The following is a 15,451-nucleotide window of genomic DNA, read 5'->3' on the forward strand; positions in this document are numbered from 1 at the left end:
AGGAGATATATGGCAAAACTGCATCACGTCCTTCCCGCTTTGTTAATGAGCCTGCTACCTGCACTATGCAAGGCCGAAGCAACACCAATTTCACTAGGCCTCGCATGCAAGTCTGCAACACAGGCCATTAATGAGGAAGGTTTTGTCGAGCTAGGCGGCATACCCCAATGGGTCACCATCAAGGGCAGGCATTGCAGCAACCCCGTCATCCTGATCGTGCATGGCGGACCTGGCAATACCATGAGCCCATATGGCACGGCGATTTACGGCGCATGGGAAAAAGATTACACCGTCGTGCAATGGGACCAGCGCGGTGCGGGCAAGACTTTTGGCAAGAACAAGCCCGACGAAGATACGCCTTTGACAATTGCACAAATGGCTGATGATGGTGTCGCCCTGGCGGCTTATCTGACCCAGCACCTGGGCAAGAAGAAAATCATACTGACGGGCAGTTCATGGGGTTCGATACTCGGTGTGCAGATGAGTCTGTCGAAACCTGAATTATTTTATGCCTATGTTGGTACTTCTCAGGTTGTCAGCTACAGGGCAAACCAGGCTAGTAGTTATAAGCAGGTGTTACATCTGGCGCAGGCTGCCGGTGATCAGGAGACCGTCACAAAAGTAAGCGCACTGGGCCCGCCACCGTGGACCAATCCGCGTAACTTCGGCATTTTACGCAAGGCTATCCGCAAATATGAAGCACTGCGCACAGACCCTGCTCCCAAAACATGGTGGGCATCTGATCCGGCCTATGCCACCCCCACAGCGCTGGCAGATTACGAAGCTGGCGAAGATTACTCTTTTCTGAAATTTGTCGGCTACAAGGGTGATGGCATGTTCAGCACGGTGGATTTTCCTGCTACGGCAAGCAAATTCGCCATCCCGGTGTTTTTTGTCCAGGGCGCAGAAGATTTACTGACCATGCCTGAGATCACCAAACAGTATGTGGACAACATTACCGCACCGCAAAAAGAATATATCGTGGTTCCACGTGCCGGGCATGATCCAAATTTGCCATTTATTGAGGCACAATTAAAACTGCTCAGTGAGCGGGTACGGGCCTTGAGCAATTAATGCTCATTGGCAATTTTTCAGATATCTAAAAAAAATTAAATATTTTTTTTTAGTAGTGTCGATTTACTGTCAGGCCATTCGACTATCAGATGTGGAGACGCTTTCACACGATAATCCAACCAATTGATAATTGATAAAAGGAAATGACCATGCCACATCCTATCGCTTACCTGTCCTTCAATGGCAACTGCAAGGAAGCCATGTACTATTATGAACAAGTCCTGGGCGGCAAAATCACCGTCATGATGAGTGGTGCAGACTCCCCCATGGCAGCCATGATACCTGCTGAATCAGCTCACCGTATCCTGCACGCACGCCTGGAATTGCCAGATGGTGGTTTGCTGTTTGCAGGTGATTGCCCGCAGCAAATGCCATATGACGGTATCAAGGGTGTCTCTTTCACACTGAATTACGATACCACGGAAGAAGCCGGTAAGATTTTCAATGCGCTGGCAGAAGGCGGCCAGGTCACCATGCCGGTGCAGCCTGCATTCTGGGCCAAGTCATGGGGCATGCTGGTCGACAAATACGGTACTCCCTGGATAGTCAATGGCGAACCACTGCCACTGTAATCAGATCAATCCTATTGCGACCTTGATGGAGGCCCCATGAAATACCTGTGTCTGGTATATCTCGACAATGAACACTGGAATGCTTGCCCAGATGAAAAATGCGGTATGTATGCCCAGGGCCTCATCGACAGTGGCCACATGCTGGCGGCAGAACCCCTGCACCCAGTCCATACCGCCACCACGGTCAGGGTCAGGAATGGGCAATTATCGGTGACAGACGGCCCATTCGCAGAGACCAAGGAAATGCTGGCTGGCTTTTATCTGATTGATGCCAGGGATTTGAATGAAGCCATACACCTCGCATCCAAAATCCCGCCAGCCCAGCATGGCAGCATAGAAGTGCGTCCGGTACGCACCCTGGACTTGCCAACTGCAGCAGCTACATAAAAAATTAAAGGAGAACGAAATGCACAAGCAAATTTTTGTCAATTTGCCTGTCAAAGACCTGGCCCGCGCCAAGGAATTCTGGAGCAACCTGGGCTACAGCTTTGACTCAAAATTCAGCGGCGAAAAATCCGCCTGCGTCATCTTCGGTGAAAGCATCTTGGTCATGCTGCTGGTAGAAGAACTGTTTGCCAGCTTTGCCCACAAACCCGTCTGCGATGCGCATGAGCGCGTAGAAGTGTTGCATGCACTCTCTTGCGACAACCGCGAGCATGTCGATACTCTCATTGCCAAAGCCAGGGCAGCCGGTGCGACCATCCCTGACGAAGCAGAAGATCATGGTTTCATGTATGCGCAGGGTTTCTACGATCTTGATGGCCACGGCTGGAATTGCTGTGCGTGGGTATCTGAAACTGAAGCTAAATAAAACAGTACGACTCAATGAGCCTGTTCACGTCAGCACCAAAAATTAAAGGAAGACAAAATGCATAAGCAAATCTTTGTAAATCTGTCTGTCAAAGACCTGCCCCGCTCCAAGGAATTCTGGAGCAGCCTCGGTTATAGCTTTGAGGCCAAATTCACCAATGACCAGGGTGCCTGCATGGTGCTGGGCGAGAACCTGTTCGTCATGTTGCTGGTGGAAGAATTCTTTGCGGGCTTCACCAACAAGCCGATCAGCGATGCGCATGAGCGTACTGAAGTTTTGAACTGTCTGTCCTGCGAAAGTCGCGAACATGTCGATAGCCTCGTCGCCAAAGCCAGGGCTGCGGGTGCCACGGTGCCTAAAGAGCCTATAGATCATGGTTTCATGTACGGACATGGTTTCCATGATGTGGATGGTCATGGCTGGGAACTGGTCTATATGGTAGCTGAAGGTGAATGCAAATAAATTTGCGCAAGCTGAATCTGCCTCGCCAAACCGCCTGTTCTTCAGGCGGTTTTTTTATGGACATGACTATCGCTTTCATGCGATTCGTCACGGCAGACTCAAGCTTGGTCACACAGCCCCTTACCTATTCCTGCTGACCCGGCATACTGATGCTATGTAAAATTCTTCATGTCGCAGGAAATGAGAAATGAAATTTTTTAGCCAGCAAGGCAAGTTATGTAGATTCACATCCTTTTTATACCGCTTAATAAACTGTATCAACCTCGGCCTGCTGGCAGCAGCTTCTGCACACGCTGCCATGCCAGATACGGCTTATGACATGCAACAGGGCATCATCTACCAGCGTATCGGTGATGAAGTATTGACGGGTGATCTATACCGTCCCAAGGGTGATGGAAAATATCCGGTGCTGATTGCAGTACATGGCGGCGATTGGCGCTTTGCCGATGCCAGTCTGTATAAACACTGGGGACCGTATCTGGCAAAAAATGGCTATGCGTTATTTGCCATTAATTACCGTCTGGTCAAAGATAAAACCAATCTCTACCCTGCAGCGATACACGATGTACGCGCTGCTGTGCAATTCTTGCGCCAGCAGGCGGCAACTTACCAGCTTGATCCTGAACGCATGGGCTTGATGGGCGACTCAGCAGGAGCACAGCTTGCCACTATCGTCGCACTGGCTGGTGATCAGCCGCCGTTTTCAGATGGCATGCAGCCCACGACCAGGATCAAGGTTTGCATAGGTATTTATGGCAGTTACGATCTGACGGCTAAATGGGAACATTCGAATCGCTACTACCCGGACAATAATATTGCCCAGGGCTTCCTTGGCAGCAGTCTCATCGATAACCGTAAAATCTATGTTGAGGCTTCACCGTTATCTTATGTGACGCGAGATAATAACCAGACCCAATTCTTGTTGAGCTGGGGAGCGAAGGATAAGTTTGTTGATCCTGCTGGGCAGTCGATTGCCTTCATGCATGCCTTGAAGCAGGCAGGGTTTTCTGTGCGTTCAGTCGTTTTGAAGAATGCGGGGCATTATTGGGCGTCTGAGCCTATCAGAATTCCGGGGACGGATTCTGGATATCTGGCACCGCGATTATTAGAATTTTTGAAGGAGAAGCTGTAGTGGCCTTAAGCGCGCCGGCTCATGATTTCAGGCTTGTATGTCATGGTTAGTCAGTAATTCGTTTTGCTTGAGCAACATGATATAGATTGAACGACCGCCCCCTCAAAGTCGTCATTCCTGCGTGCTTTTGGCAGGAATCCATCGGGCTGGCGCTCCAGCGGCGTTCTGGGCATCCGGTTATGCTTCATTAATTTCAGAATCGTTGTGTTTAAATTTCCTGACTTTAAGCACCTGCACACGTCATTTACGATTGCCAGTCGGGGGTAGCCCGACAGCTACATACCTTTCTTGCGTCGCCAAGAAAGGTATGCCAAAGAAGGCGACCCAGGCGTAGCCGCCCCTAAAGGGGTTCCCGTTTGTGCAGTACAAAAAATGGGAAGATCCGAAACTCGCTTCGCTCAGACAGCGGCTCTTCTTAATCCATTTTCTGTACAGCACAAACGGCGGCTACACATGGGAACAGCAAAAAATCAAAAACAGCCCCAACGTCAAAAGCAACGTCACCACGACCTGTTTTTATATTTTTTGAGCCAGGGACTACTCGCAGCCTTAGTTTCACATAGAAAAAACCCGCCAATCAATCCGGCGGGTCCTCTTACTTCAACAACTCATCTCACTTAAACTTCGTAGCAACTTCCGCAATACGCTTACCAAACAATTTCGCCGTTTCCAGATCACCTGGCAGCGGGCCTTCTTCTGGTGAAGAGTCGGATGGGGATTGTGTCATCAGGCCGCTGAAGCTGGCGATGTAGTTGATGTCATTGCGTTGTGCAGCCTTGCTGTTGGATGGCATCAGGCCTGTACCTACCCAGATCATGGAGTGTTGCTGGGACAGGGTGAACAGGTAATGCAGCGTCGATAATTTGTCGCCATTCATGGAAGCAGAATTGGTGAAACCTGCGGCGATCTTGTCTTTCCAGACTTGGCTATACCATGGTTTGGAAGAAGCATCGGCGAATTTCTTGAATTGCCAGGATACTGTGCCCATGTAGGTTGGGGAACCAAAGACGATGGCATCAGCGCCGGCCAGGGTTTCCCATTGGGCGTCGGTGATATTGCCTTCGGCGTCAATCTTGATGAGTTCGGCATCAGCACCTGCAGCGGCTGCGCCTGCGTGTACTGCTTCTGCGGCCTTGGTGGTGTGGCCATAACCTGAGTGATAAATAATCGCGACTTTAGACATGTTTTACTCCAGTGTGGATATTGAGTTTTTACGTAAAAAGACAAATCACTGACGCGTTTTTGTGTCAGTGATTTGTCAGTATTTACTACTTAATGCGGCAGATCAAATACCAGTACTTCTGCCTGTTTGCCCTGCTCCAGCACGAGTTTTTCTTCGGCTGACATCATCACGGCATCGCCCTCTTTAAGGGACATGCCATTTACCTGCAATTCGCCACGTGCTATGTGGACATAGGTCAGGCGATCCTTTGCCAGTGCTACTTCCTGCTTTTGTTCTGCATCGAACAAGCCAATTTGCAGACGTGCGTTCTGGCGAATTTTGATGGAACCATCGGCACCATCACCAGAAACTACCAGACGCAAGCGGCCCTGTTTTTCTTCACGGCTGAATTCTTTTTCGCCGTAAAGAGGTTCGCCACCCAACTGGTCTGGCTGTATCCAGATTTGCAGCAAACGTGTGTGCTCGTTATTGGCCGGGTTGAATTCCGAATGGCGCACACCAGTACCTGCACTCATATACTGCACATTGCCTGGACGTATCGTACTGCCATTGCCCATGCTGTCTTTGTGCGCAATCGCACCTTCGAGGACATAAGTAATAATTTCCATGTTCTGGTGAGGATGCGTACCAAAACCCATGGCAGGAGCGATCCAGTCGTCATTAATCACACGCAATGGTCCAAAACCCATGTGCTCTGGATCATAATATTCTGCAAATGAAAAACTGTGATGTGATTTCAGCCAGCCGTGCTCGGCGTGGCCGCGATCTTGTGATGGTCTGAGCGTAATCATATAAGTCCCTTTCAAATTTCCTGAAGAATGTGTTCAGGCGATGTACACACTATATACATGCAAATTCTTTGACATAAGGGTAGAATTTCATACAACTCATTCAAATTATTTGAACAAGCATGAACCTGACCCTTGAAGCCCTGCAAATCCTCGACGCCATAGACCGCAAGGGCAGCTTTGCGGCAGCTGCGGCGGCCCTGGATAAAGTGCCCTCAGCCATCACCTACAGCATACGCAAGCTGGAAGAAGACCTGGATGTACTGCTCTATGACAGGCGTGGCCACAGGGCCAAGCTGACCATCGCGGGAGAGGAATTATTGCTGCAAGGCAGGCATTTGCTGAATGCCGCTCAGGAGCTGGAAAATCGCGTGAAACGTGCCGCCAGCGGCTGGGAGGCTGAGCTACGCATTGTCATTGATGGCATCATACAATTCGACGATATCATTCCCTTGATCAAGGAATTTGAACAACAGGCTTGTGGCACGCGCATTCGTATCAGCCAGGAGATATTGTCCGGCGTCTGGGAAACCATGGTGTCTGGCCGTGCTGACCTCGCCATAGGTGCTGCCTATTACGGGCCGGACGCCATACGCATGCAGGGTGAATTCCAGACCCGCTTGCTGGGCAGTGTGGAATGGGTGTTTGCAGTAGCACCGCAACACCCGCTGGCACAGGCTGCAGAACCGCTGACACCGGCGATTTTGCAGGCGCACAGGGCGATCGCCATCGGTGATACTGGCCTGACCCTGCCATCGATGACGGCTGGCTTGTTGAGCGGCCAGGACACCATGACCGTGCCCACCATGCATGCCAAGCTGGCAGCACAACTGGCAGGCCTGGGTTGCGGCCATTTGCCGCGCCGCCTTGCATTGCCCCATTTGCGCAGTGGTGCGCTGATAGAAAAGAAAACCAGCGCCCACCGCCCGCCAGAAGATAACCGCCTGGTCTGGCGCAATGCCAACAAGGGCAAGGCCTTGCTGTGGTTTTTACAAAAGTTGCAAGACCCTGTCGTGCAACGCATGTTGATAGGTAATTGAAGAATATCCATGCCAACAAAACAGATGATGCAAAAATACATAGGACGTTTCGCCCCTTCGCCGACTGGCCCCTTGCACATGGGTTCGCTGGTCGCTGCCATGGCCAGCTATCTTGATGCCAAAGCCCATGACGGGCTATGGCTATTGCGTATGGAGGACCTGGACTTTGACCGCAACGTCAAAGGTGCAGACCAGCACATTATTAACTCGCTACAGCGCTGCGGCATGCTTTGGGATGGCGACATCACCTGGCAAAGCAAGCGCCAGCATCTGTATGAAGCTGCCTTGCAAAAGCTGGGCAACGAGCTCTACCCCTGCGCCTGCTCACGCAAGGAAATCGCTGATTCGCGCCTGCGCCTGGGTGATACGGCCAGCCAGATTTACCCAGGCACTTGCCGTCATGGTCTGGCAGATGGCAAGACAGCGCGTGCCTGGCGCTTGCGCGTGCCAGATCAACTCTATCGCTTTGAAGACCGCATGGCTGGCATGCAGCAGCAAAACCTGGCGACCGAGGTGGGGGATTTTGTCTTGAAACGTGCCGATGGTTTCTGGGCTTATCAACTAGCGGTGGTAGTCGATGATGCCGCGCAAGGCGTCACGCATGTGGTGCGTGGTGCTGATCTGATAGATTCCACTGCAAGGCAAATCTATCTGCAAGAATTGCTGGGCTTGCCCACACCGCATTACCTGCATGTGCCAGTAGTGACTAATGCAGATGGTGAGAAACTGTCCAAGCAAACTGGGGCGCTGGCTTTTGACCGTGGGGATAATGATGTACTGCATGAAGCACTGATACCGGCAGCCCAATTCCTCGGGCTGGATTTACCCTCACCAGTCACTGATATACCAGCTTTCTGGCCTCTGGCGATTCATGCCTGGAAAGAAAAAATAGCCCATGTGACATCGCCATAAAACAAGGGCTGCAATGCAGCCCTTGTTGATACTGCCGCTCATTGACGAGTAGCTGGCAAGCAACTCATAAGCAATTAATACGCAATTAATGCTCTGGATGTTCCCTGCCGCGTCCATGTCCGTGGCGTTCATGCTCATCATAGCGCCGGTCGTCGCGACGATAGTCGTCACGCCTATAATCATCGCGTCTGTAATCGTCGCGTCTGTAAGCATCATGTCTGTAATCATGGTCACGATAATAACCGTCGCGGTAACGTGGCACTACCTGGGTGTTGTACCAGTTTTCCTGCACAAAATACACGGGGCGATCGCAGGCATTATAGCGATAGCAATGTTTTTCCCATTTATTTCTATGGCCTGGCGGCACCACCAGATACATTGGTTGCTGGACCACATTCACCCTTTGCACTATGCGTGGCTCAGTATAAATTACCTGAGGCTGAGGAAAGTTACCAATATCTACCCGGCCATAGAAACCTGGTTGCCCGAATTGCATAGACACACCCACATCCTGCGCCTGACTCTGCCCTGTCATGAATAGTGCGGCACAGGCTGCACCTGCGAGCATTATCTTTCTGCATGTCATGGTTTTCATTTCTAACTCCTTATTTGATACTGCTCACAGGAGCATATCCTGTGCTTACACCTATAACGCTTGAACGGCACATCTGTTGACTTCAGTCGTAAATATTCTGGCTGAGCACTGGCAAAGCCTCTGTACGCTAACCAACATTCCCTCATGTAATAGCAAATAAAAACGCATCAAAAATATCTATTTGCAACTTACTTGACAGGAAAATCTGCAGCCCATTGTTGTGCTTTTTGATCAAGAACAGTACGGCGTTCAGCTGGAACTTTTGTTGTCAATTGCGCCAAGGTGGATCTGTTTGACATACAGGCATATTGCGCATCACGCTTGCCAAATTTACGCTTGAGCACACATTCCAGTTGATGGGCACCAGCCACATCTTCGTAGGCAGTTTCCAGCGCTTCAGGCAATACCGTTTGATAGCGCAGTACCAGTTGAGCCGACATACTGCGATAAGCAGGATCATTCGCTCCGGCCTGATGGGTGTATTTGACAGCATCTTTCAATGCGGCATAGGCATCTGCATTTTTCTTGATGTTCGGTATCCCCGGATTGAATGTTGTTTCACTAGTGCCATCTGCACTGCTCATGGTCATTGACCAACCCGACTTTTCAGTAATTTTTTCTTCCAGACAGGCCAGACGATTATTTGCCTCAGCCGCAACATAGGTTTGCGCCTCTACATTGCCCTCAGCAGCGAGTTTGCGGTTCTTTGCCAACCAGTCCTTGAAATCTGCACGCAAAGGTTTTGCGGTAATCAAGTCGCAATCGTCCAGACTGATTTTTGCAGCCTGCGAGCTTGCGCAAGTGAGTGCCAGACCGAGCAAAAAAATAGTGCGGGAAATTGTTGAAGAATGTTTCATGTGTAATTTGTTGTGTTCAATTCAAATAAAAAAACTGGATACGAATCCTGACCCGCGATGCTGCCATGACGGATTTAATAGTGGAAATGATTTTACAAATTAACACTTTTGTTTTATTCAAAAGCCAGCCAAACAACTATTTGCAGTTTCCATTATCAAAGCGAAATCGAAGTTTGTTTTAGCTGCATGATTTCAACAATCCTTGACATTTTTTCGCTTTCATTTGGGCGCAAATATTCATATCCTGAATTCGTCATTTAGACGTTTCATATAAACGTTACAAATAGATGTTTCAAATAGATGTCTTAAATTAGTTTCCAAAAAACTTGAGGGCAAACCCGTTGAAAGATGGGGACGCAAAGCCACCGGCCTACAGCGCATATGCGCCATGGCAGCGGGGTTACCGGTGATGTTGTCGTTGCAGTTGTTAACTGCCGCGCATGACTACCGAATCACCGCCCTCTGCTGATATCGGAGTGCACACGTGATTAATTCAAAAAGAACAGTTTCCAACTCATTTAGCTCACTCAGCTACCTGAGTATTTTAATAAGCGCAAGCATACTTACAGCTTGCGGTGGTGACAGCCCCCAGGTCAGCAATGCTGTCATTGCGTTGCCACCCGCAGAAGTTGCTACAGGCACGACTACACTGGAAATGTCAGTACCAGTTCTGCCGCCAGATGTGGCGGCGCTAAATACTCAACCAACATTTCATCTGGCCCCGGTATTGCTGGATGCACCTGCCGATACTGATGCGATTGATGGTAGCAGATCAGCCCGCATGCCTGCAGCCATGCAAGCCATACCACGCGAATGGCAAGGTGTGCGTGGCCGTGGTCTGACGGTGTCGGCGATACGCTCTCTGCCCCGTCCACAATTCACACCGGCTCCTATCGCGGCGGGCCAGGGGGATGTGCTGCCGTCTGCTGGCACTGGTGTGGTATCTACTTTTACACCAGCACAAATACGCACCGCCTATGGCATGCCAACACTGCCAGCCAGCCTGAGCAGTTTGACTACAGCACAAGCTGCACAACTCGGTGCAGGCCAGACTATCTATATCGTCAACGCCAAACATGATCCCAATATCGTGGCGGAGCTGAATGCCTTCAATCAGAAATTTGGGCTGCCTGCATGTACCGTAAAAAGTATAGCTGCCAACGCGACTTTGCCTTTAGCTGCTGCATCAAGCGCGGCAGGATGTGAATTCTCTGTCGTGTTCAGCACCAGTGCAGGTAGTATGAGCAGCAGCACACCAGCTTATGATTCTGGCTGGGCAACCGAGATCGCACTTGATGTGCAATGGGCACATGCGACCGCACCGCTGGCACGCATCATCCTCATTGAAGCAACTGATTCTTCGATGAGTAATATGGTCGGTGGTATCCGGCTGGCCAATGCCATGGGGCCGGGCGTGGTGTCCATGAGTTTTGGCTCATCCGAAGGCAGCTGGACTGCAGGTGTAGAAAGCACATTCACTACAGCAAAAATGACTTATCTTGCCGCATCCGGCGACAATGGTCCCGCTGTTGAATGGCCAGCAGTGTCACCGAATGTGGTAGCGGTTGGCGGCACCAGCCTGACATATTCCGGTAGTAGCAGGACAGAAGTGGCCTGGGCAAATACCGGTGGTGGTGTCAGTGCTTATACGGCCACACCTGCCTATCAAAATACGACCGTACCAGGCATGGGTGCACCTGCCCGCAGGACAGTGGCTGATGTATCCATGAATTCTGATCCAAACACTGGCCAGTATGTTGCAGTCATGACGCCAGGTAGCAGCACAGTCAACTGGGTCAGCGCTGGCGGCACCAGCCTGGCGACACCGCAGTGGGCAGGCATCATCGCGGTCGCCAATGCGACTCTGGTACAAGCTGGCAAAACAGTATTAGGCGCACCCCACGCAGTGTTGTATAACAAAATCTCCAGCGTACCAGGCAGTTATGCCAGTGTATTTGCTGACGTTGCCAAGGGCAGCAATGGCAGTTGCACAGTCTGCACGGCAAAAACCGGTTACGATCAACTGACTGGTCTGGGCAGCCCGAATGTCAACGGCCTGTTGAGCGCGCTCAGTGGCACGGTCATTGCAAACCCACCGGCAGTCACCTCAGCAAGCATCAATGGTCAGGTTGGTACGGCACTGAGCTTTACGGTGTCAGCAATAGGCGATAACGCCCTTGCTTATACCCTGAGTGGCAACCCTGCAGGCATGAGTGTCAGCAGCGCCGGTGCAGTGACCTGGGCTGCACCGGTCGCAGGCACCTATACCGTCACCGCTACTGCCACCGATAGCAAAACAGGCTTGAGTGGCAAAGGCACTTACACCGTTGTGATCACAGCACCCACATCGCCAGTTGTGACCGCCGCGACGATCAACGGTACCGCAGCAACTGCCTTGAGTTTTAACGTCACAGCCACATCGGCAAATGCGATGACCTACGGCCTCAGCGGCGCACCTGCTGGCATGAGCATCAGCGCTACTGGAACCGTAAGCTGGGCAGCGCCAGTCACAGGCACGTATTCTGTCACCGTCAGCGCCACCGACAGCAAGAACGGATTGACAGGCAAAGCGGTATATACCGTAGTCATTGCGCAGCAGGCTGCACCGGTAGTCACAGCAGCAAGTGTCAGTGGCACTGTAGGCACTGCGCTGACTTACACGGTAGCGGTCAAGGCCAGCAATGCCCTGAGCTATACGCTGACTGGTGCACCTGCAGGGATGGCTATCAGCAGCACAGGTGTCATCACCTGGGTCAGCCCTGTTGCAGGTAATTATGCGGTCACCGTGGTCGCCAAGGACAGCAAGACAGGCCTGAGTGGCCAAGCTGTCATCACAATCAGCGTAGCGGCATCGGGTTTGAGCATCACGGCCCCTGCGATAACAGGAAGCGCAGGCAAAGCCTTGACGGGCAACATCAGCATCAGCGCACCGGGTGCGACATCTCTGTCCATCTCCATCACCGGTGCACCTCTGGGCCTGGGATTTGCGATGAGCGGATTGAATATTGCGCTGAACTGGACCAGCCCCGTCAAGGGCAGCTATACCATGGTAGTGACCGTGACAGACAGCCTGGGCAGAAAAGCAACTGCCAACGTCCCTATCACGATCAACTGAAATTAATGCCTATATAAAAAACGGAGCAATTTGCTCCGTTTTTTACTACTGACCAGCGTTAATGCCCACCATGGCCCTGCGGCTTCCTTACCTTGAGTTCCAACTCAGGTGTCGCGCTGCCATGTCCTGAATGCCCGATCGCCGCATCCGCAGGCTGGCGCGGCGCTTCTGCCACGGGGCCGCCATATTCATAGGCTACCGTCCCCTTGGGGTGCCTGAACCAGCCAGGGTCTTTATAATCCCCCGGCTTCTGGTCTTTGCGCACTTTGACTACGCTGAACATGCCGCCCATTTCCAGTCCACCAAACGGCCCCTCGCCCGTCATCATGGGCAGAGTATTGTCAGGCAAGGGCATTTCCATATTGCCCATGTCGGCCATGCCCTTGTCCCCCATGGTCATGTAGGCGGGAATGAGCTTGTTGATTTTGTCTGCCACGTCCTTGTGATCAACACCTATCATCGACGGTACATTATGGCCCATGGCATTCATGGTGTGATGGCTCTTGTGGCAGTGGAAGGACCAGTCACCCTCTTCGTCGGCGACAAACTCCACCTGGCGCATCTGACCAACGGCAATATCCGTCGTTACCTCGGGCCAGCGTGCAGTTCTTGGTACCGGGCCGCCGTCTGTGCCTGTCACGGTGAATTCATGACCATGAATATGAATGGGGTGGTTGGTCATCGTCAGATTGCCTACGCGTATCCTGACCCTGTCATTCTTGCGCACATTCAGGGTATCAATGCCGGGGAAGACGCGACTATTCCATGTCCACAAATTAAAATCTGTCATGGTCATGATATTAGGTTTGAATGCACCTGGCTCTATGTCATAAGCACTGAGCAGGAAAATAAAATCCCTATCGACTTCATCAATCTGTGGATGCTTGTTTTTGGGATGGGTAATCCATGAACCCATCATGCCCATCGCCATCTGCGTCATTTCATCGGCATGCGGGTGGTACATGAAGGTACCCGGGCGACGTGCGACAAATTCATAGACAAAGGTCTTGCCTGGCTGTATCGACGGCTGGGTCAGTCCGGATACACCATCCATGCCATTTGGCAGGCGCTGGCCGTGCCAGTGTATGCTCGTATGTTCGGGCAAACGATTGGTGACAAAGATGCGTATTTTATCGCCCTCCACTACCTCTATCGTCGGCCCCGGACTTTGGCCGTTATAACCCCATAGATGCGCTTTCATGCCGGGTGCCATTTCGCGCACGACTGGCTCTGCCACGAGATGGAATTCCTTGACACCATTATTCATGCGCCATGGTAACGTCCAGCCATTCAGGGTCACTACCGGATTGTATGGGCGGCCGTTCTTGGGCTGCAATGGTGGCATGGTATCCGGGCTAATTTGTGTGACTGCCTCTGGCAAGGCTGCCAATACCACCTTGCTGACGGTGCTTGCTGCGAGTGCACCACCAGCAATGCTCGCCAATTTAAAAAAATCTCTTCTTGTACTCATGTTATTTCCTTCGCAGATCCTGAGATCAATGCGCTGCTTCTGCCGTGGCAGTCGATTTAACGGAATTCAGATTACTTGCTGACGGGCGCCCCAGCAACTCAGCCTGCAAGGCCGCATCTGCCAGCCAGAATTGTTGCTCTGCATTGATGGCAGCCAGCACGCTGTTCATTTGTTCGCGACTGTCGGCCAGCAATTCAAATACGCTGATGAACATGCCGTTGTAGCGCAACTGGTTTTCTGCCGAGATGCGTTTGCGCAAAGGCAGTATCTCGTCGCGGTATTGACGGGCGATATCGTACATGTTGCGATAGGCGGAATAGCTGCTGCGCAGGTGTGAACCAGCATTGTTCACCGTCGCCTGCAGGCGATAACTGGCGGCCAGGGTATTCGCATTCATGGCCGTTCTCTGCGCATCACCCCAGTCAAATAGGGGCAAGCTCAGGCTGACCTCAACACCACGTTTGATCTCACCATGTCCCGCTGCATCAAAATTGGTGTCGCGCCTGATACCCAGTTCCATATCGGTGAAGCTGCTGACCAGGCTCGAACCCTGGCGTGCTGCGGCGGCATCGAGTTCCTGTTTTGCCAGTTGTATGTCGAGACGGTTTTTTGTCGCTTGGGAACCGAGGCTTTCTGCGGCCAACGGCGCTGCTGGCAAATCCGGCAGACGCTCAGGTAACTTCAGTGTTTTTTCCTGTTCATCATTCAGACCCAGTAAGCGCACCAGCTCTTCACGGGTGGCCAGACTGGCATGCCGGGCAAAACTGAGCTGTGCCACCGCGTCAGCCTTGAAAGCCAGTTGGCGCGCTGCCTGCAAGCTATTGAAATTGCCCGCCTTGTACATGCGCTCTGCCAGTATGGCACTGGCATCGGCCGCGTCACCGACTTGTCTGGCATATTCCAGGCTCTGTTGTGCAGCGACTGCCTTGACCCAGGCAACACGCACCTGGCTGACGCTGTCGATGACATCCACGCTCAACTGCGTCTGTACCTGTGCCAGGCTATGCTGTGCCATGGTCTGCCTTTGCGGCAGGCTCAGCAAGTCCAGCAGGCCAAAACTCAGCAGACGGCCCAGTTCCAATTCACCTGACTGGCGGTTGCGTTCAAACGTAAAAAGCGGATTGGTGATGCGGGCGCTTTGCGCTGCGCTTGCGCCTGCAGCCTGATGCTGCGCCAGCATGGCTTGCAAGGCTGGACTATTGAGCAAGGCCAGTTGTACAGCAGCGTCTTGCGACAAAGGTTGTGCCAACAAGCTTGCTGCCTGCTCCTGCATGTTTTTTTGTTGCTCAGGCTTGCTCGCCAGCGCCAGTTTGCCCTGGGTGTAAGCCGGATATTGCTGATTAAGTTTTTGCGTGCTCTGATCGATATCAAAACTGGCGCAGCCAGTCATCACCAGCAATGCCGGTAACAGATATCGGTAATGTATGTGCGACATGAAG

16 protein-coding genes and 1 riboswitch are annotated in these 15,451 nt (G+C 51.8%); of the genes, 10 read left to right on the top strand and 6 right to left on the bottom strand.

Translation table 11 applies throughout. The features are described from left to right. Positions 1-9: 9 nt before the first annotated feature. The 7 genes from ACO0LI_RS12670 (at position 10) to ACO0LI_RS12700 (ending at position 4,672) form a co-directional block, all read left to right on the top strand. Entirely contained in the window at positions 10-1,074 is a 1,065-nt protein-coding gene (locus tag ACO0LI_RS12670; RefSeq protein WP_423032842.1) for an alpha/beta fold hydrolase, read from the top strand. Positions 1,075-1,223: 149 nt separating this feature from the next. Then, positions 1,224-1,646 carry a VOC family protein gene (locus tag ACO0LI_RS12675; protein ID WP_423032843.1) on the top strand — a complete coding sequence of 141 codons (423 nt, stop codon included), beginning with the start codon at positions 1,224-1,226 and terminating at the stop codon, positions 1,644-1,646. Positions 1,647-1,682: 36 nt separating this feature from the next. After that, entirely contained in the window at positions 1,683-2,033 is a 351-nt protein-coding gene (locus ACO0LI_RS12680; RefSeq protein ID WP_423032844.1) for a YciI family protein, read from the top strand. Positions 2,034-2,052: 19 nt separating this feature from the next. Next, entirely contained in the window at positions 2,053-2,457 is a 405-nt protein-coding gene (locus tag ACO0LI_RS12685) for a VOC family protein (protein WP_423032845.1), read from the top strand. A gap of 57 nt (positions 2,458-2,514) precedes the next feature. After that, positions 2,515-2,919 (top strand): VOC family protein, encoded by a 405-nt coding sequence (locus ACO0LI_RS12690; RefSeq protein WP_423032846.1) that lies wholly within the window; start codon positions 2,515-2,517, stop codon positions 2,917-2,919. Positions 2,920-3,106: 187 nt separating this feature from the next. Further along, on the top strand, positions 3,107-4,051 hold the full coding sequence (locus ACO0LI_RS12695; RefSeq protein WP_423032847.1) for an alpha/beta hydrolase fold domain-containing protein: 945 nt from the start codon (positions 3,107-3,109) through the stop codon (positions 4,049-4,051). A 288-nt stretch (positions 4,052-4,339) separates the two neighbouring features. Further along, positions 4,340-4,672: a hypothetical protein gene (locus tag ACO0LI_RS12700; protein ID WP_423032848.1), complete on the top strand. Its 333-nt coding sequence runs from the start codon at positions 4,340-4,342 to the stop codon at positions 4,670-4,672. On the opposite strand, the gene ACO0LI_RS12705 is transcribed toward ACO0LI_RS12700, so the two are convergent. Together ACO0LI_RS12705 and ACO0LI_RS12710 are read right to left on the bottom strand one after the other, a co-directional pair. Continuing rightward, entirely contained in the window at positions 4,665-5,234 is a 570-nt protein-coding gene (locus ACO0LI_RS12705) for an NAD(P)H-dependent oxidoreductase (RefSeq protein WP_423032849.1), read from the bottom strand. The genes ACO0LI_RS12700 and ACO0LI_RS12705 overlap by 8 nt on opposite strands. 89 nt (positions 5,235-5,323) lie before the next feature. Continuing rightward, positions 5,324-6,025: a pirin family protein gene (locus ACO0LI_RS12710; protein ID WP_422953048.1), complete on the bottom strand. Its 702-nt coding sequence runs from the start codon at positions 6,023-6,025 to the stop codon at positions 5,324-5,326. Positions 6,026-6,144: 119 nt separating this feature from the next. On the opposite strand from ACO0LI_RS12710, the gene ACO0LI_RS12715 reads away from it, so the two are divergent. Both ACO0LI_RS12715 and gluQRS read left to right on the top strand, forming a co-directional pair. After that, positions 6,145-7,062 carry a LysR family transcriptional regulator gene (locus tag ACO0LI_RS12715; RefSeq protein WP_422953049.1) on the top strand — a complete coding sequence of 306 codons (918 nt, stop codon included), beginning with the start codon at positions 6,145-6,147 and terminating at the stop codon, positions 7,060-7,062. Positions 7,063-7,071: 9 nt separating this feature from the next. Continuing rightward, positions 7,072-7,974: a tRNA glutamyl-Q(34) synthetase GluQRS gene (gluQRS, locus tag ACO0LI_RS12720; protein ID WP_423032850.1), complete on the top strand. Its 903-nt coding sequence runs from the start codon at positions 7,072-7,074 to the stop codon at positions 7,972-7,974. 85 nt (positions 7,975-8,059) lie between these two features. On the opposite strand, the gene ACO0LI_RS12725 is transcribed toward gluQRS, so the two are convergent. Further along, a complete protein-coding gene (locus tag ACO0LI_RS12725) occupies positions 8,060-8,569 on the bottom strand; it encodes a hypothetical protein (protein WP_423032851.1) in 510 nt (169 codons plus the stop codon). Between the two features lie 188 nt (positions 8,570-8,757). Then, positions 8,758-9,426: a hypothetical protein gene (locus ACO0LI_RS12730; RefSeq protein ID WP_423032852.1), complete on the bottom strand. Its 669-nt coding sequence runs from the start codon at positions 9,424-9,426 to the stop codon at positions 8,758-8,760. Positions 9,427-9,747: 321 nt separating this feature from the next. Further along, a riboswitch (cyclic di-GMP riboswitch) is annotated at positions 9,748-9,834 on the top strand. Between the two features lie 76 nt (positions 9,835-9,910). Here ACO0LI_RS12730 and ACO0LI_RS12735 point away from each other — a divergent pair. After that, positions 9,911-12,541, top strand: a complete 2,631-nt coding sequence (locus tag ACO0LI_RS12735; RefSeq protein WP_423032853.1) for a putative Ig domain-containing protein — start codon at positions 9,911-9,913, stop codon at positions 12,539-12,541. Between the two features lie 58 nt (positions 12,542-12,599). Here the strand turns inward: ACO0LI_RS12735 and ACO0LI_RS12740 are convergent, their stop codons facing one another. Both ACO0LI_RS12740 and ACO0LI_RS12745 read right to left on the bottom strand, forming a co-directional pair. Beyond that, positions 12,600-14,012, bottom strand: coding sequence for a multicopper oxidase family protein (locus ACO0LI_RS12740; RefSeq protein WP_423032854.1), 1,413 nt, complete (start codon positions 14,010-14,012; stop codon positions 12,600-12,602). 25 nt (positions 14,013-14,037) lie between these two features. Beyond that, positions 14,038-15,447 (bottom strand): TolC family protein, encoded by a 1,410-nt coding sequence (locus ACO0LI_RS12745; protein ID WP_423032855.1) that lies wholly within the window; start codon positions 15,445-15,447, stop codon positions 14,038-14,040. Positions 15,448-15,451 lie beyond the last annotated feature (4 nt).

The organism is Undibacterium sp. Tian12W (assembly GCF_049339405.1).
Lineage (GTDB): Bacteria > Pseudomonadota > Gammaproteobacteria > Burkholderiales > Burkholderiaceae_D > Undibacterium.